Below are 18,665 nucleotides of genomic sequence, written 5' to 3'. Positions count from 1 at the left end.
ACGGCCGCATGCGGCCTGAGTGGTCAGGGGCGGCCGACCGACGGCGGTGCGCCCTCCTGGTCGGGTGCGGCCGTCGCGGTCACGGCGCTGTGTACCTGCTCGTCCTTCATCAGCCCACGCTGGTGGTTGACCAGTTCGGCCTCGCGGATCGCCAACGTCCGCGTCAGCTCGGTGACCTGCTGGTTGGTGCCCCGGAACCGGAGGTAGGTGTTCAGCATGCCGAAGATGAACGCCACCACCAGCAGGTACAGCACCAGGTCGGCGCCGCGGCCGATGCCAAGGCTGTGGGCGATCCAGGTCAGGTGCTGCGGAAACAGCACCGCATCGATGTTCAGCGCGATGAACAGGAAGAAAGCGATGCGCTTGCCGGCCTGCATGCGGACGTTGTGTCTGCGGCTGGCGAAGTAGAGCAGAATTCCTGCTACCGCGATCAGCAGTACGAGCTGCGCCAACATGGACGAGTCACCCCCGGTCGCGCAGCGACAGGTCGAACAGGATGTTCACCCCGTTGACCAGCGACTGGCCCTTACTCTTCGAGTAGTCGGTGTACAGGATTGTCACCGGGACCTCACGGACCCGGACGTCGTTGTTCGCGAGGAACGCGACGATCTCCGAGGCGTGGGCCATTCCGTTCATCGTGATGTGCAGCCGCTCGACGACCGAGCGGGAGAACACGCGCAGGCCGTTGTGCGCGTCGGTCAGCCGCAGCTTGCGGGCTGTGGGGCTGAGTGCCACTGCCGTGCGCAGCACAGCACGCTTGAGCCACGGCACGTGCTGGGCCTGTTCGAGGAACCGGGAACCGAGCACCACGTCGGTCTCGTCGTTCCTGGCCACCTCGACCATTCGCTCGGCATCGCTGACCTGGTGCTGCCCGTCGGCATCGAAGGTGACGAAGTACTTGGCGCCGGGTCGAGCGAGCGCGTAGGAGAGCCCGGTCTGCAGGGCAGCGCCCTGGCCCAGGTTGAGCGAATGCCGCACCAGGTGGGCGTGGGTACCTGCGATCCGGGTGGCGGAGTCGTCGGCGGAGCCGTCGTCCACACACACCACATTGGGGAACGTCGGGCGCACCCGTTCCACGACATCGGCGATGACCTGGGCCTCGTTGAAGACCGGAATCACCACCCAGACGTCTTCGTTGGTCACCTGACTCTCCCCGATCGCGGTAGTACGCAGCGTCCGATGGTAACTGGGTGCACAGCGGCATCATTCCTGGGTATGGGGGGAGGTAGCCGCGATGACGGCCCCTGCGGCGTCATCAGAGCCGGGCGCGAAAGTACTCCACCGTGCGCCGGACGCCCTCGGCGAGGTCGACCTCCTGGCGCCAGCCAAGTTCTCGCGTCGCCGCTGCCGCGTCCAGGGCCGAAGCCCGCAGGTCGCCGAGCCGGGCGGGGGCGAACTCGGGGGAGTCCTTCGCGCCAGCGGCCTTGGCGACCAGGCGGTGCAGCTCGCGGTCCGAGGTCTGTACGCCCGTGCCGATGTTGAACCGCTGACCGTTGCCGTGTTCGCCCGCCGCCGCGATGAAGGCGGACACGACGTCGTCGACGTAGACGTAGTCACGGGTGTTGCCGCCGTCGCCGAACACCGTCGTGGGACGGTCGGTCAGCAGCGCGGAGGCGAAGATGGCGATGACCCCGGCCTCGCCGTGCGGGTCCTGTCGTGGTCCGTAGACGTTCGCCAGCGCCAGCGTCGTGCAGTCCAGTTCGAACAGATTTCGATAGGTGTTCAGATAGACCTCGCCGGAAACCTTGCTCGCCGCATAGGGCGACTTCGGGTCGAGCGGGGTCAGCTCCGATGCGGGCAGGTCCTCGGGCGCGCCGTAGATCGAGCCGCCGGAGGAGGAGAAGACGATTTTGCGAACGCCGGCGGCGCGCGCGGCCTCGGCGACGTTGATGGTGCCAAGCACGTTCTGCCTTGCGTCGTCGAGCGGATCGGCGACGCTGGCCCGCACGTCGATCTGTGCGGCGAGGTGGAAGACGACTTCGGGAGCCGCCTCGGCGAACAGGGCGGGCAGGTCCGCAGCGGCGATGTCGACCTTGTGCAGGGTCATCCTGCCGGTGGGCTCGGCTGCGGTGAGGTTGTCGTTGCCTCCGCGCCGGAGGTCGTCGACGACGTGCACGTCGTGCCCGTCGGCCAGTAGTCGATCGACCAGTGTCGATCCGATGAAACCGGCGCCACCGGTGACAAGTGCCCGCACGTTGTTCCCCTCGATAAGGCTCACGCTGTTCTTCCCCGCGCGCATCCGACAGGAGTATCGCCCAACGGAGGAGAATTCCGTTCGAATCGTACTAGCCCATTCATACCGGCGGTGCGCTGTCGTCGACGCCGACGGCGGTTACCTCCCGTGGGTGGCGATGTCCGTTCGCCGCCGGTCGAGTTAGGCTGGCCCCCGAAATCTCGCGCCACTCCTGTATCGGAAGAGGACTGCCTCGGTGAAGATCGCTGTCATTGCCCTCGGGAAGATCGGGCTCCCCCTTGCCGTGCAGTTCGCGTCGAAGGGCCACGAGGTCGTCGGCGTCGACGTGAACGCCGAGGTCGTCGACCAGATCAATCGTGCGGTCGAGCCGTTCCCCGGTGAGGCGCAGCTGCAGGAGAAGCTCAGCGAGCTGGTTCCCGCCGGGACCCTGCGCGCCACGACCAAGTACGCGGAGGCCGTTCCCGGCGCCGACGCCGTGGTACTGGTGGTGCCGCTGTTCGTGGACGACGAGGCGCGGCCGGACTTCGGCTGGATGGACGCCGCGACGGAGGAACTGGGCAAACACCTCACGGCGGGCACGCTGGTGTCCTACGAGACCACATTGCCGGTGGGCACCACGCGCAACCGGTGGAAGCCCATGCTGGAGAAGGAGTCCGGGCTGGTCGAGGGCAGCGACTTCCACCTGGTGTTCTCCCCGGAGCGGGTGCTGACCGGACGGGTGTTCGAGGACCTGCGCAAGTACCCCAAGCTCATCGGCGGGCTCTCCGAGGCAGGCGCGGAACGAGCGATCGAGTTCTACGACGCGGTGCTGGACTTCGACGAGCGGCCGGACCTGAAGCGGCCGAACGGCGTCTGGGATCTCGGCTCGGCCGAGGCCAGCGAGCTGGCCAAGCTCGCCGAGACGACCTACCGGGATGTCAACATCGGACTGGCGAACCAGTTCGCCCGGTTCGCCAGTACGGCGGGGATCGACGTCTACCAGGTGATCGAGGCGTCGAACTCCCAGCCCTACAGCCACATTCACCAGCCGGGGATCGCCGTCGGCGGCCACTGCATCCCGGTGTACCCGCGGCTGTACCTGTGGAACGACCCGGACGCGACGGTCGTGCGCGCCGCGCGGGAAGCCAACGCGGGTATGCCCGACTACACGATGGGCCTGCTGGAAGGCGCACACGGCGACCTGACCGGTGCCCGGGTGGTCGTGCTCGGCGCGGCCTACCGCGGCGGGGTGAAGGAGACCGCGTTCTCCGGGGTGTTCGCCGCGGTGGACGCACTGCGCTCCCGTGGCGCGACGCCGCTGGTGCACGACCCGCTGTACACGGACGACGAGCTGCGCGCGCTCGGCTTCGAGCCCTACCACCTCGGCGAGAAGGTGGACGCCGCTGTGGTGCAGGCCGATCACCGTGAGTACGCCGGCCTCGGCCCGGACGATCTGCCCGGGGTTCGTACCTTCGTGGACGGTCGCAGGGTGAGTTCCGCGGACCGCTGGCCGGACATCAGCTACCGGGTCATCGGCAAGGCCTGAGATGCGCATCCTGCACGGCGTCACACGTGCAGTCACGTTGTGGTGAATCCGGGTAGGGTCGCGGTAGCGTGCGAAGTGACGGTTCCCGGCCCCGTCAAGACCCCCGTGCCGACCTGTTCGGCAAGTTCTCCTGCCGCCTGATGAAATGATGAGCATGTCGTTCGTTGCTGACGGAGCAAACGTGGCGCAGACCGCGAAGCTCGGCGAAAACACGAAGATCTGGGATCTCGCGCAGGTGCGTGAGGACGCTGAGCTGGGCGAGAACTGCATCGTCGGGCGCGGTGCCTACATTGGAACCGGCGTCCGGGTCGGCGACAACTGCAAGATCCAAAACCATGCGCTGGTGTATGAGCCGGCCGAGCTCGCGGCCGGAGTTTTCATCGGTCCCGCGGTCGTGCTGACGAACGACACTTATCCCCGCGCGGTCAACCCGGACGGCAGCCTGAAGAGCGCCTCGGATTGGGACGCGGTCGGTGTGACCATCGCGGAGGGGGCCTCCATCGGCGCAAGGGCGGTATGCGTGGCCCCGGTCCGGATCGGGGCGTGGGCAACGGTCGCCGCAGGAGCGGTGGTGACCAAGGACGTTCCCGACTTCGGCCTGGTGGTCGGCGTCCCCGCACGCAGGGTGGGTTGGGTCGGCAAGGCCGGGGCCCCGCTGCGGCAGGAGGGTGAGTACTGGGTTTGTCCATTGTCCGGCGCGACCTACGTCGAAGCAGACGGGACTCTCACCGAGTCCGCGTAGGACGGGCAGTGACGGCAACGCCGGATACAGCTCAGACTTCCTTTTTATCCCTGATGAGAACTTCGCCGGTATCGGCTTGGATTCTCGATATGAGAAGGAGCGCAATCTGTGGCGATCGTCGAGAGCTTGACTCGGCGGCTCCGTAACTCGGATCGTTCCTTCAGCGGTTTGCCCTTCTGGGAACAGGTCAAGCGATCTGCCGCCCCCGCGTTAGCGGGATATCTCGTGGTCCGGTTGATCGGTGTAGGCATCCTCTGGATCTGGGCGAGTGCCGAGAACCAGAGTCTGCTCGGGCTACTTGGCAACAAGTATGACTCGGTCTGGTACCTGCAGATCATTAACGATGGGTACGACGACGGCGAGTCGGCGCACAGCAACATGGCCTTCTTCCCGCTCTACCCGATGCTCGCTCGCGTGCTGGCCGCGATCACTCCGCTCGGCTCGATGGGTGCTGCACTCGTGCTCTCCTGGGCCGCCGGTCTCGCGGCCGCATGGGGCTTGTACGTCCTCGGCAAGCATCTGCATGACCGGCGCACCGGGATCTTTCTGGCCGTCCTATGGGGTGCCGTCCCGCACGCGGTCGTCGAGTCGATGGCTTACACCGAGACTCTTTTCACCGCGCTAGCGGTCTGGGCGCTGTACGCAGTACTTGCCAAGCGTTGGCTGATGGCGGGCCTCCTCTGCCTGGTCGCCGGTTTGAGCCGCCCGACCGCGACAGCGCTGATTGCCGTCGTCGGTCTCGCCGCGCTTGTCGCCATCTTTCGTAAGCCGTCCGACTGGCGCCCATGGGTCGCCCTTGTTGTCGCGCCAGTCGGCTGGGTCGGATATCTGGCCTGGGTCGGCTACCGTATGGGCCGCTTCGATGGTTGGTTCTACATCGAAGACGAAGGCTGGAACACGGGTTGGGACGGTGGCGGATACACGCTGAACTTCGCCACAAAGGTCCTCACCGAGGAGTCGCCCCTGGACTTCTACGTCGTCACTCTCATCATGCTGTTGGCGTTGGCGTTGTTCGCACACAGCGTCATCCAGCGCCAGCCGTGGCCGTTGCTGCTCTACTCTGCCGTGCTCCTGGTGACGACAATCGGCGGATACGAGATGTACAACGCCAAGGCCCGGTTTCTCCTCGTCGCCGTCCCGCTGCTGCTGCCCGTTGCGACCGCGTTGGCCAGAACCCGGACCGCCGGAGCGATCGTCACCATGAGCACGCTGACTCTGATCTCCGCCTACTTCGGCGGTTACCTGCTCTTGGTCTGGGGTTGGTCTCCCTGACCACGCTGCCAGGCTCAGAAAGCGTTCCGACGCTGCAGCGGAACTCAGGGTGCGGTTGAGTCCGGTAGCAGCAGGTCGCCGACCACGTTCCGGGTGACGGCACAGTCCTCGGCCGAGTTCAACACCTTGGCCGCCTTATCCGCGTTCTGTTTGAAGACCTGCACCTGCTGCTCGTCCATTGAGGCGAGAGCGTCCCTCATGGACTGTGCGGAAGCGTCCGCCGCGATCACACCGAACTCATGTTCGGATATCAACCGGTCCGTTTCCGGTGCGGACCCGAACACCACCGCCAACCGTGCCTGCACGAAGTCGAAGATCTTGTTCGGCAACATGAATCGATGGTTCGGCGTGAGTGGCGGCAGGCTGAAGATTCCGACGTCGAACTGGTTCAACGTCGGTGCCAGTTCATCCGGAGTGACCGGTGGATGCAGTGTGATACGCGGTTCATCGGCGATCAGTGACCGGATCCGATCCAGGTACCTACCACCGTCTCTACCTGGAACCAGGTAGAGATCGAGGGTGTACTTCGGGCTCAGCTCACGGACCGCTTCGATGAGCGCCTCGAGGTTGCGACCAGGAATCGCGCCCCCACTGTGCACGAGTCGAATGCTGCCTTCGTGAACGTTGCCAGGCTCCAAGTCGCGGAACGCGCCGGCGTTGCGCACCGTGCGCGGTTGCACCCCAAACCGATCACGGTAGAGAGCGCCGATCGAATCGTTCACCACCGTCACAGCGGCCATCTTCGGCAGGTACTTACGGCACTGGTAGGTCATGAATGGCTTCACCAGCAATCGCCACGACCGCACGTGTGCGCGTTCTTCCGGAGCCCATTCATGCATGTCGGCAACGACCGGAGCGCCCGCCGCGACGCGATGACCTAGTGCCATCGCGCGTGCCTCGTTCGCCACGACCACATCGAATTTTCGTCCCTTGAGCAGGTCGTATGCGGCGCGAACGGCGGGCGCCATGAACTCGATGCGGTCGAAACGACGCAACGCGAGCATTGCAACGCCTACGGGAGTCTGGGGCAGTGAGGGCAGGTCGGCATCAATCGACAGGTGTTCAGTCGCCGACGCGGGCTTGTCACCGTACCCGACAGTGGTCACCTCGCCGAGTTCGGCGAGCACGTCCAGTTGACGAAGTACTCGTGCGTCACTGTTGATATCCGAAAAGGAGATACAGAGAATTCGCCCGCGATGCGCCATGGGCGCGAAGTCTATCTCCGCGGTTTCTGTGGCTCTCATGCTCCTCGGTAGGATCACGCCGTGATCTCAGCGCAGCCCTCGGCCCTGCACGTCAACGATGCGGCGTTCACCGCGCAGCGCATGATCGCCGAGGCCGCCAGCCGTGGCTACGTCTGGCGTTACCTTCCCAAGGCTGCCGAGAGCCAGGAGTGGCGTGGGCTGACCGGGCAAGCCCGTCGCGCCGTCATCGGGGGTGTTTGGCTCGGCAGGCTCGCGCTACTCGCCCGCCGTCACGACATCGTCCACGTCCACTCGGCGTCAACGCTCGCCCACTCTCGTCTCGGCGCTCCTCGGTTCGTGCTGCACTGTCACGGCACCGACGTCCGCACTACGCAGTACGACCCGTCCCGCGCAGCGGGCATCCGCGGCGGGCTACGCGATGCGGAGTCCGTTTTCTACTCCACTCCAGACCTCGCTGAGCACGTCCTGCCGCACCGTTCGGACGCGATCTACCTCCCGGTTCCCATTGACGTCGACAACGTCCCGAAATGGACCCCGAAGCCGGGGAAGCCGCAGGTTGTGTTCGCCTCGCGCTGGAGCCCGGACAAGGACAGCGCCACTCAGCTCGAGGTTGCACGTCGTCTCGTGGCCGCACTCGGTGAGCGGGCCGAGGTCGTTGGCCTCGACTGGGGTCCGCAGGCGGCAGATGCTGCCGCGCTCGGAGTCCACCTTGTTCCGCGTGGTGACCACGCTGCGTATCTTGCGTTGTTGGCCGGAGCGCGCGTTGTTGTCGGACAGTCAGGGAAGATCCTCGCCGCGAGTGAACTCGAAGCGCTGGCCGCAGGCGTCCCCGTCGTCGTCCCGGTTCCGCTCCCGCTGTACTCCGCCTCGCCGCCACCCGTACTGGGCGGCGGCGTCGCCGACGCGGTTGACGCTGTTGTGGCAGTTCTCGACGGCACTCAGCCACACGACGCGGCGGCAGGGCGGACCTGGGTCGACGATGAGCATGGCGTCGAGCGGGGAGTTGACACGGTCGCCCGGGTCTATCAAGAGGTCATGGCGGCACGAAAGTGAGGCCGATCGAGTCCAGGGGCGCGCTTTCGCGGATGCTGTCCCCGGTGCGGCTCGACGCCCCCACCGAAACCTCGTTGGCCCGGGGTGGCGTTCTCAGCACTGTGGGTCTGCTCGCACAGGGCATTTTGCGGTTTGCCACCGCATTTCTGGTCGGGCACATCGCCGGGAAGTCGGAGCTAGGTGTCGTGGCCTCGGCGATCGCCACAGCCACGATTCTCGCGCTGCTCTGGCCGACATCGACGGGCAGTGCCGCTTCCAAATTCCTGGCTCGCGCGCGCGGAGCGGGCAACCCGGAGGAGATCCGATCGATCGCGGCGCATCTTCGCCGCCGTGCCGTCCTGACAGCGATCCTCCTGGGCCTGATCAGCTTGCCCGCCTGGGTTCTCATCGATAACGGCTCCTGGCTGGGTGCCGTGAGTGTTGGAGCCCTTACCATCGCGTACTCCGGCTACAGCTTCACCCGAGGAGTGCAATTCGGGTCTGGTCAGGTTCCACGCGCGACTGCGTGGGACCTCGTCAGCGTCGTCCTGGGCCTCACCGGCTTAATCGCCTTGTTGCTCGCCGGCGTTCGCGGGCCCGCCCTCGTTCTACCTCTGGTCCTCGCGTACGGCGTGTACACGCTGGCTGGCTTCCCCTACGGCGGGTCAGGACGTCCGACGCGCGCTCGTCGTCGGGAGCTGGACGGGTTCGTCGCCTTGGGCGCGGTCGGCACGTTGGCAAGCACTGGATTTCTTCAGCTCTCCCAGATCTCGGCCAAAGTTGTGGGTGGCGACGCGGATGCCGGCCAGTATGCGGCCGCCCTCAACTTGGCGACGCCGGCGTCAATGCTTGCCGCATCGCTGAGTCTCGTGCTCCTACCGTCCCTGGCCGAGGCATGGGGGCGCGGTGACCACGCAGGCTTCCACGCACAGACCAACAATGCGACAAGGGCACTCGCGGTGGTCATGGTCGGCATTTTCGGCTCGATAATCGTCTGCAGCAGGTTGTTGATCGGGATCATCTGGGGCGATCGTTTCGCCGGAGCCGAGAACATCCTGCCAGTTCTCGTCCTCGCGGTTCTGGCCACGAACCTCGGTGTCGGCAGTGTCAACGCACTGACGACCCGGTCGCAGCGGGGCATGCTGGTGACCGTGGCGGCCAGCCTCCTCGGAATGGCGGTCGGCGTTACGTTCTGGCTCCTGGTGGCGCCGGGAATGGGGATTCTTGGTGTTGCGCTCGGGTACCTGTGCGGCACCGTGGTCATAGCCGCGATTCCAGTCGGTGTCGCCTGGCGAACTGGAGGGCACACGTGGGCCGTGCTGTTCGGCAAGGTTGCACTTGGGCTGGCTGTGGTCGGTGGCATCGTCCTCGTGCAACGGCTTGCGGAGCTGCCGTTCCTGCTTGATCCGGCCTTCGCGCTTGCCTTCCTCGTGATCTGGTGGCTGATGAATCGGTCGGATGTCGCGAAACTCCCTGTCCCGCTGCCGACGCTTCGCTTCCGAAAATGATCACCGCGTCGGCGAAAATGGGCGGTGATCGATACGCCGGAGCATGTTCCGGTACCGTCGGCGCCGCATCCGGGGTGTGCCGCAAGCCGCGCACGAGGGTGGTTCCGGCCCCTGCCGAGATGAAACAGGCGGCAGGAATAAAGTGAGGCGACAATCCCCGAACGACATCGAGGGCGAGACGTGAGCAAGGACTTCATACCCGCTGCCAAACCGATCGTAGGCGACGCGGAGCGGGAGGCTGTCGACGCCGTTCTCCGTTCCGGGATGCTGGCGCAGGGCGCCGAGGTCGCCGCATTCGAACAGGAGTTCAGCGACGTACTGCTGGACGGCAGGTCGACGGTGGCGGTCAACTCCGGTACCGCAGGCCTGCACCTCGGGCTACTCGCCGCCGGCGTCGGTCCCGGCGACGAGGTGATCGTCCCGTCGTTCACCTTCGCCGCCACGGCGAACGCGGTCGCACTGACCGGCGCGACCCCGGTCTTCGCCGACATCGAACTCGAGCACTACTGCCTCGACCCGGAACACGTTTCCGGGCTGATCACCGAGCGCACCAAGGGCATCATGCCGGTGCACCTCTACGGGCACCCCGCGAACATGCCCGCGTTCGGCAAGCTGGCCGAGCAGCACGGACTGGACCTTTACGAGGACGCGGCGCAGGCGCACGGAGCGACCTTGGGCGGTGCGCCGGTCGGTACGTTCGGCACGTTCGCCATGTTCAGCCTCTACCCCACCAAGAACATGACCTCAGGTGAGGGCGGCATGGTCTCCACAGGAGACGCCGAGGTGGAGCGGCTGCTGCGGTTGCTGCGCAACCAGGGTATGCAGCGCCAGTACGAGAACGAGGTCGTCGGTTTCAACGCGCGGATGACGAACCTGCACGCGGCGATCGGCCGGGTGCAGCTGACCAAGGTCGGCGACTGGACGAGGAGGCGGCAGGCGAATGCGCGGTACCTCGACCAGAACCTCGACGGGGTCGGCGTTCCAGCGGTCGCGGACGGCGCCGTGCACGTCTACCACCAGTACACGATCACCGTGCCGCACGACCGAGATGGTTTTGTCGCCGCGCTGAAGGACGAATACCAGGTCGGCGCGGGCGTGTACTACCCGATCCCGAATCACCGGCTGCCCTCGTTCGCCCGTACGGAGGACCTGCCGAACACCGAGAAGGCCGCACAGTCCGTGCTGTCGCTCCCGGTCCACCCATCACTGGATGACGAGGACCTCGAACGAATCGTGACCGCGGTCAACACACTGGCGAAGGCAGGGGCGTGAGCATGACGGAGCTGCGAGTAGGCCTGATCGGTCTCGGCATGATGGGCCGGCACCACGCGCGGGTGATCCGTGAGGTCGACGGCCTGGAGCTGGTCGCGGTAGCTGACGCCACCGGAGACCCGCATGGGGTCGCAGGCGATCTGCCGGTGCTCGGCACCGTGGCGGAGCTGATCGATGCCGGCATCGACATGGCGGTGTGCGCTGTACCGACCGCTATGCACGAGGAAGTCGGTCTCGCACTCGCCGACGCCGGCGTGCACACACTTATTGAGAAGCCGGTCGCGCACAGCGTCGAGGCAGGGACAAGGCTGGTCAAGGCGTTCGCCGACAGGGGCATCGTCGGCGCCGTCGGGCACATTGAGCGGTACAACCCCGCGCTGCAGTCCTTGCGGGCGCGGATGGCCGCTGGCGAACTCGGCGACATCTATCAGATCGCGACCCGTCGGCAGGGCCCGTTCCCGGCGCGGATCGCCGATGTCGGTGTGGTCAAGGACCTCGCGACGCACGACATCGACCTGACCGCCTGGCTGGCCCAGTCCGAGTACACGAGTGTGTCCGCGCAGGTCACCACTCGATCGGGCCGGCCGCACGAGGACATGGTGGCCGCCACGGGCAGGCTCGCCAACGGGACCATCACCAATCACCTGGTCAACTGGCTGTCCCCGATGAAGGAACGCCTCACCGTCGTGACGGGGGAGAAGGGCGCATTCGTCGCCGACACCCTCACCGCGGACCTCACCTTCTATGCCAACGGTGTGATCAACACCGAGTGGGACTCGGTCGCGAACTTCCGCGGAGTGTCCGAGGGCAACGTGACCCGCTACGCGATCCAGAAGCGGGAGCCCTTGCGCACCGAGCACGAGAAGTTCCGGGATGCAGTACTGGGCCTTGACGCTGACATTGTGACCATGCAGGAGGGGCTCAACACCTTGCGTACCGCGGAGGAGTTGCTGCTCACGGCGACTCAGTCGGCAGGTAGCCGGAGCCTCTGAACCGATGCCTACCCGAATCACCATCGTCTCGCGGCTGTTCCGGCCCGAGACCGGTGCGGCCGCCTACCGGCTGGGTGCCCTGGCCGACGAGCTGGTGACTCAGGGCTACCAGGTCAAGGTGCTGACCACGGTGCCGCCCAAGGGAACCCAGATCGACGACCCTGGACTTGACGTACGTCGGTGGCCGGTACTCCGGGACAAAGGCGGGAACGTTCGCGGGTACGTGCAGTACCTCAGCTATGACATCCCGCTGTTCTTCCGGTTGCTGTTCACCAAGAGCGACGTGGTTGTGGTGGAACCGCCCACCACAACTGGTGTGGTCAGCCGGGTCGCCTGCGCGCTGAAACGCATTCCGTATATCCACTACTCCGCCGACGTGGTGTCGACCGCGGCGGAGGGGATCGGCGTCAACCGCACGATCGTCCGGGTGCTCAAGATTCTGGAGCGCTGGGTGGTCAACGGTGCGCGGCGGATCGTCGCCGTGTCCGACGGTGTGCGGCAGGACCTGCTGACTCTCGGGGCTCACGCGGACCGCATCACCGTGGTCGGTGTGGGTATCGATACCAATCGGTTTGTCTTCTCCCCGCAAGGCGATCGGGAACCCGCCAAGAAGCTCGTGTACGGCGGGACGATGTCGGAGATTCACGGTGCGGACGTGTTCGTTCGTGCGTTCGGCCGGATCGCCGAGCGGCATCCGGATGCGTCTCTGCTGATGATTGGTCAAGGCGTAGACGTGCCCGCGCTGAAGGAACTCGCGAACGAGGTCGCTCCTGGAAAGGTTGAGTTCCGTACCCCTCAGTCCGCTGAACACCTGAGCGAGGAGTTCTCGTGCGCATCAGCGGCACTGGCCTCGGTGAAGCCAGGTGTCGGGTACGACTTTGCCTTCGCGACCAAAGCTCTAGCTGGCATGTCGGCGGGTGCTCCGGTCATCTACGCCGGGGTCGGTCCGATGGCCGCGCTTATCCGGGACAACGACCTCGGCTGGGCTGTCGATTGGGATGGCAACGCGGTCGCCGAAGCGATGGACAAGGCGTTGACCGAGCAACCGGACACCGCTCGGCGGGAACGGCTGTCCCGGTGGGTCGATGACAACCACAGCTTGCGGACCGTCGCCGCCAACACGGTCGAGGTCATCGACCAGCAGTAGTGGCGCGGTGTTTCAGCAGCCCGTGACCTTGTAGAGCTCCGCGGTCGAGCCTTCGTGATCGATCCTGGTCAATCCGGGATTGGTGGACAGCGACTCAAGGCCGTCGTAGTGCTTGCCCTTGTCATGCACTTGGCGTCCTTCGAAGTGAAGTACGTAGTAGCTGTTCAAGCGTTGGACGATCGAGCAGATACGCGGGTTCGTGGCCATCTCGTCGAGACCGTTCATCACCGTCAGTACGTCCCGCGGAACTGAGTTTCCTACGTGCGGTGTGAGGGTGCGCCGGTCAGCGAGGGCGTAGGCGAGAGAGGTCCCGGTCCACGGATTGCCGATGATGGTTGCGCCAGGCGGCACTTGTTCGTCGAGCCGTTCCACCAGAGCTCGCTCCGGGGTGGACAGAACGTACGAGTTGTCGTTTATCTGATAGGTCTTCCTGCCGTGCGCGATCTCGTAGTTCACCGAGCTGTACTGCCCGGCCACAGCCAGCACGATAGCCGCCACGAAGGCGACGGCTGAGATCGCCGGCGTCGCCTGCCGTGCGGGACGCATCCAGGACAACCACGAAATACGACTGGACAACACGTCCTGTGACCTGGTGAACAACCAGGTAGCAGAGATCGCGCAAAGCGCGACTGTGACCACCGGCAACTGCCCGGCCAAGCGGTACGAGTCGTTGTACCAGACACCAGTGAGGAAGTCGCGAACCTCGCTCTCGCGAAATGCGGAGACCACGACGAAGAGTCCGGCGCCGATCAGGTAGGTCCCGAGCACCCAGGCGCTGATAAGCCTGCGCATGACGAGGCCGATGGCGACCAAGGTCAATAGGAACACGACCCAGGTGGGTCCCTGCTGCATGACTCCTGCGGCGAGGACCTGGCCGATCGCCTGCGATATCCGTTGAGTCGGGTCCCAGGCGGAGGCAGATTCACTGGGGCGGATTTTGATCCACAGCAGCACGACGGCGGAGAGATAGCCGAGGAGCAGCGCGATCAGGGCCCAGTACCGAACGGCGATGGCTCGCCCGGTGGAGAGCGTTCGGCGATACCGGACGATGCCGACCACGAATATCGGCACCGCGAACACCAGTAGCGCCAGAACCGTGCTTGGGTGGGCCAACGCCACGCCCGGAACGACCACTCCCATCAGGATCAGCGCCGCCAGCCACCTCGGCGTCCCCCCGAGAGGGCCGACTCCAACCGACATGGCGACCAGTGCGATAGCGGCAGGCAGCAGTGCCAGCGACAGGAAGAACGGGTAAAGCACTCCGAACGTGACCATCAGGTAGGGGAACGCGCCAAACACGGCGGACAGTGCCCCCGCGAACAGCGTGGGAACCGGCCGGACCCCGGTGACTCTCGTGACGAGGAAGATGCAGGAGATCGGCCAGACCAGGGCTCCGACGACCAAGGTCACCGCGTTGATCGATGCGGGGATCGACGTACCGGATACCTGGACGACCAGGCTGACCAGGTCGTGCCAGGCCGCGGGGTAGGTCGATGGATCGGTTCCGTTGCTGTACATCCCACCGAGCGTCAGCGTTGACCCCGAGCCGCTGTCCAGGATGTAACGGAGCGCGTTGAGGTGAAAGATGTTGTCGTAGGTCTGGGAGAAGTTTTCCGGACTGCCGATCATCAGGATCAGCCCGCGCGCGAGCATCACCGCAGGAATGAGCAGGGCTCCGGCGTACACCAGCAAGGTCCATCGTGACCCTGCCGACCGGGCGGTTCCACTACCCGTGATCAGCGCCTTGGGGGCCAGTCCGCGTAACACAAGGCCGATCACTGCGATGAGGACCGCGGGAACGACCACGAGCAGTACGTTCCACTGGACTCCGATCATCGGCCCGAGAACAGCGGCAACCGCCACGAGGCCGATCGATACCGGGGCTGCTGTGCCGACCGCGACAACGCCAGTGACGGCCCAACTCCGGACGATCAGATACCCAGGGAGGAAGACGATGGCGACAGTGCACAGCACAGCCGGAACCAACTGCCACCAACTCAAAGTGCGCTCCTCGTGATAATGGTGTTGTCGGCCCCCGTCCATATCCGTGCGCCGACGACATGGCCTCGGTGCCGACCAGATCGCGAAAGTCGATGTCGCTATCCCGGGGCCACGGGCAGACTAGCAACGGCGATCAGCGGCGCCGGACGGCGCCGCTGCCGGTGGACTGGCCACGTGCACTCGGAAGCAGCCCACGCGCTGTACGGTTCGTTGGCTCGGCCGCGACTTCGAAGGCCGCCGTGTACCATGTGTAGTTGCAGCAGAACGCACCGTGATGTCAGAGGTGCCCGGCCGGCGAGCGGGTTCAGCTCACAGAAACCCGCTTCCTGGAAGTGGGTTTGAGCGGCCGGTGCGGTGCGGGTCCGGCCGCCGTGACCTTGTCCCAGACCTCGACCTGCATGACGGCCTTGCGCGAGCCGACTGCAATCGCTGCCGGTGTCTCCGGCTTGAACCCGAGAGGCGAGCTGTTTTCGCAGACCAGGGGCCTAGTCCGGGGCCTTGAGGTAGAGGCTTGACCCGACGGCCGGACGCCTCGGCGATGAAAAGCCAAGAAATTCCTTAAAATGATTCGGTGGCCGGGCCCTCTTCCGATAGGGGGTGCGGTAATCGGAATTATCAACCACGGGGTCCGTGTAGTGAGGGTAATTATGGGGGATTGGGATGTCGGGGATCCTTATTTTCGGCGAGCCCGGGCAGTATGCCAGTGGTGATGACCTTCGCTTCGACCTGTCGTTCGGCGCGTTGAGTTGGGTTCTAGAGACTCTGGCTGAGGAGGTTGACGATGCCGAACTCTCCGCCATTTTGACCGATTATGCCACCGGTGGAATATTCACACTCGGCACCTTCGGTCGGCCTCATGCGCGCTTGATTATTGCCGCCATCCGGAATGATCTACTTCCCGTCGCGCGATTGAGTGCGCCATCCGACTTGATGATTGAAATCGTGCAAAAGTTAGTGCAGGCCGTGAACGAGTGGGCAGCAGGTCGGGCATGGCTTGACTAGCCGGCCCGCGTTCCGGCTCTTTGCTGTTGTGGAGGCACTCGACCAGCGGCGGGCGGGACTGCAGGGGCCTGCCGGAGTCCCCGATACTGCGCCGCCGTGCCGTTCGCGTGCACCCGCTGCGGGACTGGATCATCACCTGCAGCGCCACAGGTATGCGGCCGTTATTTGGGGGTACGGACGCGTCCATATTTCCCGCACTGCCGGTCGTATTGAATCCGCCACCGTCGATGTCCGAGCACTTCACAGCGTGAACGAGACTGTCTACCTCGGACGCCCGGAGTTCGTAGCGCCGCACGGAAACCGAATAGTTATCGTGGAGCTTTGAATGTCAGCAGTATTTGTAATTGGAACGAAGTATAGTCATGGCGAGGACGAACTCGTTGATATGAAGCCGCAAGCGGTTGGCTGGATCCTTAAAATGGTCGCTTTGCACCTAGAAGACTCGGCGTTGGCTGCGGTCTTGTTGAGGCAGGATGATTTTTACTGGTTCTCGCTATCCATCTTCAATCAGGCGGAAGTAAGATTGATCGTCTCGGCGATCAGGGAAAACCTCTTAAAAGAGGCGCGCGCGCAGTTTCTGCCAGATTTCCCCGATTCCGTCGAGTTGATCCAGGAATTTGTTGATGCGGTGAATCGGTGGGCCGAGAGGCAGGATTGGATCTACCAGCCTTGATCATGAGGAATGTACTCTAGGAAGCGGAGTACGCGGGTGTCCACTGTTATGGAGGCGGCCTCGCGCTGCGAAAGCCAAGCTGAGGGTCCCGACCAGTGACTGCCGGGGACTACGAAGTGTTACCGGAGCACCCGATACAGCGTCGCCATGTCGTTGCCGTAGACCGGCTGCAGGAACGGCAGGCCGTCCAAGCCCCGTAGGCCGGGTGGGCGTTGTGTCGAGTCGCCGAACATTCGGCCTTCGGTTACCAGCACCCAGCGGACGTCCAACCGGTCGGCGGCAGCCCGGACATCGGGTCTGGTCGCGTAGTCGCGGAAGTGTTCGGTGAGGAGTTTGGTGTCCGCCGGGGCGTCGGCGACCTCGTAGTGGCTGACGACCGAGCGGACGCCGGTGATGGCGTAGGTCCACGCGGAGCCGTCGAACCATTCGTTGAGGACGCGGTCATCTGGGTCAGCCCGCTCGGCTAGTTCGCGCATCGCCGTGACCTCCGCCTTGCTCACGACCATCTCGTCGGTCGGCTGCGCGACCATCTCCGTGTTTCCCCAGTTGGCCGCGACGTACACGGCATGTCGCCGGGCGTACAGACCGTTGGACAGGACGAGGAATCCGACGAGTACCGCCACCGCCGCCACGGCGCCTGCCGTCCTCCCTGGAATCCAGGAGGCACGAGCTCGCAACAACCCGCCGAGCCAGGACTGCGCCTGCGCGAGCCCGTGGGCTGCGATCACACACAGCACCAACGTGGTCAGGGCGACCAGTCGGAACGGGTCGTCCCACCACGGCCTCGCCAGCGTCGTCACCATTGCACTGTCCGAACTGGACACCAGAACGGCGAGGCCGCCGAAAAGAACCCCCGCACAACCGATCCACCGCAGATCACCCAGTTTTCGGTACGTCGCCAGGCCGATCGCCAGCGCGACGGCCAGCCACACCTGGGGTTGCGCCTGGTTGTGCTGGAACGCCACCAGGTCGCCCAGCGCGTGACCGAACGTGGTGTTGGCCGGCCAGCCCAGATACGGGTAGTCGCTGCCCACCAGCGCCAGCGCTCCGAGCAGCTCCGGAGCCGCGAGGATCAGCGTGGGTACCGCCACCGCCAGCAAAGCAAGACCGTCGCGACGCGCCTGGCGCAGGCGCGCGGGCGCCGTCCACCAGCGATACGCCAGCATCGGGACCGCGAGCAGAACGCCGTTGAACAGCGCACTGGAGTGGATCGTCAGCTCGGCCACCGCGCCCACCGCCAGCAGCAGACCGGTGTCCGGCGCCGGACGCTGCAGGTAGCGATGCGCCAGCACGATCAACACAGGCAGCAGCGCCACCGACAGCACGAACGGCAGCAGCGGGCTGCTCATCGTTCCCCAGCTCACTGACGTCGCCGCCACCACAGTCAGTGCGCTGTACCCGGCCAGCGCCGGTGAACCACGGAAATGCCGGACGAAAACCGCCGTGCACAGCGCGATCAGGCCGAAGAGCACCACCGTGTGTGCATTGAGGACCGCGGGGACCGTGGCGCCGGTCAGTTCGAGATCCACCGCCGCGAGCAGGTGGTAACCGTTGGGATAGAAGGAACCACCGTCGTACCAGTGCACCGCGCCCATGCCGAACGCGCCACCGTCCCCGGTCTCCGCGATGTACCGGATCCCGTTCGCATGGAACGGCGCGTCGAAGGTCTGGGCAACCGCATTGAGATCACCCAGTCCCCACAGGAACACCGCGCCGCCACCCACCGCTGCGAGAGCCACGCATCCCGCCACAGCGAGATGTTCGCGCCGTAACCACGGTGGTCCCGCATCGTCCGCTGACCGCCCGCGCCGCGACACCGACCACCGCGCCACGCCGAGCGCCGCCGTGAGCACCACGGCCGTGACCGCGAACGTCACCAGGTTGAAGGGCACGCCGAACCACCCCAGCGCGGGACCCGCGATGGCCCCCATCGCGTAACCCAGCAGCGGCGCGGTCCCGACGAGCAGCCACCCACGCAAGCCGGCGGCGATCGCGGCAGCGGTGCCCGGTGCGAACAGGATCAGCAGGTAAACGCCGATGTGCGCGGCGTCCGCGAACACGCTCGTCGTTGTCGGCAGGTTCCACCACCAGTGTCAGGAC

At 65.3% G+C, this 18,665-nt stretch carries 16 protein-coding genes; 10 read left to right on the top strand and 6 right to left on the bottom strand.

What is annotated here, in order from left to right:
* Window positions 1-23: 23 nt before the first annotated feature.
* From D0C15_RS22780 to D0C15_RS22770, 3 genes are all read right to left on the bottom strand, one after another.
* Window positions 24-455 (bottom strand): DUF2304 domain-containing protein, encoded by a 432-nt coding sequence (locus D0C15_RS22780; RefSeq protein WP_116049066.1) that lies wholly within the window; start codon window positions 453-455, stop codon window positions 24-26.
* Window positions 456-462: 7 nt separating this feature from the next.
* Window positions 463-1,143 (bottom strand): glycosyltransferase family 2 protein, encoded by a 681-nt coding sequence (locus tag D0C15_RS22775; protein WP_116049064.1) that lies wholly within the window; start codon window positions 1,141-1,143, stop codon window positions 463-465.
* Window positions 1,144-1,255: 112 nt separating this feature from the next.
* On the bottom strand, window positions 1,256-2,218 hold the full coding sequence (locus D0C15_RS22770) for an NAD-dependent epimerase/dehydratase family protein (RefSeq protein ID WP_281270725.1): 963 nt from the start codon (window positions 2,216-2,218) through the stop codon (window positions 1,256-1,258).
* A gap of 211 nt (window positions 2,219-2,429) precedes the next feature.
* On the opposite strand from D0C15_RS22770, the gene D0C15_RS22765 reads away from it, so the two are divergent.
* The 3 genes from D0C15_RS22765 to D0C15_RS22755 all read left to right on the top strand — a co-directional run bounded on the left by D0C15_RS22765 (window position 2,430) and on the right by D0C15_RS22755 (window position 5,733).
* Entirely contained in the window at window positions 2,430-3,719 is a 1,290-nt protein-coding gene (locus tag D0C15_RS22765) for a nucleotide sugar dehydrogenase (protein ID WP_116049062.1), read from the top strand.
* A gap of 181 nt (window positions 3,720-3,900) precedes the next feature.
* Entirely contained in the window at window positions 3,901-4,461 is a 561-nt protein-coding gene (locus tag D0C15_RS22760; RefSeq protein WP_245976134.1) for an acyltransferase, read from the top strand.
* A 108-nt stretch (window positions 4,462-4,569) separates the two neighbouring features.
* Complete coding sequence (locus tag D0C15_RS22755; protein WP_211323301.1) at window positions 4,570-5,733, top strand: hypothetical protein; 1,164 nt, start codon at window positions 4,570-4,572, stop codon at window positions 5,731-5,733.
* 44 nt (window positions 5,734-5,777) lie between these two features.
* Here D0C15_RS22755 and D0C15_RS22750 read toward each other — a convergent pair whose 3' ends face one another.
* A complete protein-coding gene (locus D0C15_RS22750; protein WP_245976132.1) occupies window positions 5,778-6,977 on the bottom strand; it encodes a glycosyltransferase in 1,200 nt (399 codons plus the stop codon).
* 21 nt (window positions 6,978-6,998) lie between these two features.
* Between D0C15_RS22750 and D0C15_RS22745 the strand changes: the two genes are divergently transcribed.
* From D0C15_RS22745 to D0C15_RS22725, 5 genes are all read left to right on the top strand, one after another.
* On the top strand, window positions 6,999-7,991 hold the full coding sequence (locus D0C15_RS22745; protein WP_116049055.1) for a glycosyltransferase family protein: 993 nt from the start codon (window positions 6,999-7,001) through the stop codon (window positions 7,989-7,991).
* 44 nt (window positions 7,992-8,035) lie between these two features.
* Window positions 8,036-9,478 (top strand): lipopolysaccharide biosynthesis protein, encoded by a 1,443-nt coding sequence (locus D0C15_RS22740; RefSeq protein ID WP_162830207.1) that lies wholly within the window; start codon window positions 8,036-8,038, stop codon window positions 9,476-9,478.
* 180 nt (window positions 9,479-9,658) lie between these two features.
* Window positions 9,659-10,750 carry a DegT/DnrJ/EryC1/StrS family aminotransferase gene (locus tag D0C15_RS22735; RefSeq protein ID WP_116049050.1) on the top strand — a complete coding sequence of 364 codons (1,092 nt, stop codon included), beginning with the start codon at window positions 9,659-9,661 and terminating at the stop codon, window positions 10,748-10,750.
* Window positions 10,751-10,752: 2 nt separating this feature from the next.
* A complete protein-coding gene (locus tag D0C15_RS22730; protein ID WP_170161357.1) occupies window positions 10,753-11,742 on the top strand; it encodes a Gfo/Idh/MocA family protein in 990 nt (329 codons plus the stop codon).
* A gap of 4 nt (window positions 11,743-11,746) precedes the next feature.
* On the top strand, window positions 11,747-12,889 hold the full coding sequence (locus D0C15_RS22725; protein ID WP_116049044.1) for a glycosyltransferase family 4 protein: 1,143 nt from the start codon (window positions 11,747-11,749) through the stop codon (window positions 12,887-12,889).
* Between the two features lie 12 nt (window positions 12,890-12,901).
* Here D0C15_RS22725 and D0C15_RS22720 read toward each other — a convergent pair whose 3' ends face one another.
* Complete coding sequence (locus D0C15_RS22720; protein WP_162830206.1) at window positions 12,902-14,890, bottom strand: DUF6541 family protein; 1,989 nt, start codon at window positions 14,888-14,890, stop codon at window positions 12,902-12,904.
* A gap of 660 nt (window positions 14,891-15,550) precedes the next feature.
* Here D0C15_RS22720 and D0C15_RS22715 point away from each other — a divergent pair.
* Both D0C15_RS22715 and D0C15_RS22710 read left to right on the top strand, forming a co-directional pair.
* Window positions 15,551-15,892, top strand: a complete 342-nt coding sequence (locus D0C15_RS22715; protein ID WP_116049039.1) for a hypothetical protein — start codon at window positions 15,551-15,553, stop codon at window positions 15,890-15,892.
* Window positions 15,893-16,217: 325 nt separating this feature from the next.
* A complete protein-coding gene (locus tag D0C15_RS22710; RefSeq protein ID WP_162830205.1) occupies window positions 16,218-16,565 on the top strand; it encodes a hypothetical protein in 348 nt (115 codons plus the stop codon).
* A gap of 119 nt (window positions 16,566-16,684) precedes the next feature.
* Here D0C15_RS22710 and D0C15_RS22705 read toward each other — a convergent pair whose 3' ends face one another.
* On the bottom strand, window positions 16,685-18,625 hold the full coding sequence (locus tag D0C15_RS22705; RefSeq protein ID WP_116049034.1) for a DUF6541 family protein: 1,941 nt from the start codon (window positions 18,623-18,625) through the stop codon (window positions 16,685-16,687).
* Window positions 18,626-18,665 lie beyond the last annotated feature (40 nt).

This window comes from Amycolatopsis palatopharyngis, from assembly GCF_003385185.1.
Lineage (GTDB): Bacteria > Actinomycetota > Actinomycetes > Mycobacteriales > Pseudonocardiaceae > Amycolatopsis > Amycolatopsis palatopharyngis.
This window is presented reverse-complemented; position numbering and strand designations above follow the sequence as displayed.

What these genes read in the sequence shown, in the direction of transcription:
- D0C15_RS22750 (WP_245976132.1), bottom strand. Translation starts at nt 6,977, where the DNA reads ATGAGAGCCACAGAAACCGCGGAGATAGACTTCGCGCCCATGGCGCAT.
- D0C15_RS22730 (WP_170161357.1), top strand. Translation starts at nt 10,753, where the DNA reads ATGACGGAGCTGCGAGTAGGCCTGATCGGTCTCGGCATGATGGGCCGG.
- D0C15_RS22715 (WP_116049039.1), top strand. Translation starts at nt 15,551, where the DNA reads ATGTCGGGGATCCTTATTTTCGGCGAGCCCGGGCAGTATGCCAGTGGT.
- D0C15_RS22780 (WP_116049066.1), bottom strand. Translation starts at nt 455, where the DNA reads ATGTTGGCGCAGCTCGTACTGCTGATCGCGGTAGCAGGAATTCTGCTC.
- D0C15_RS22710 (WP_162830205.1), top strand. Translation starts at nt 16,218, where the DNA reads ATGTCAGCAGTATTTGTAATTGGAACGAAGTATAGTCATGGCGAGGAC.
- D0C15_RS22725 (WP_116049044.1), top strand. Translation starts at nt 11,747, where the DNA reads ATGCCTACCCGAATCACCATCGTCTCGCGGCTGTTCCGGCCCGAGACC.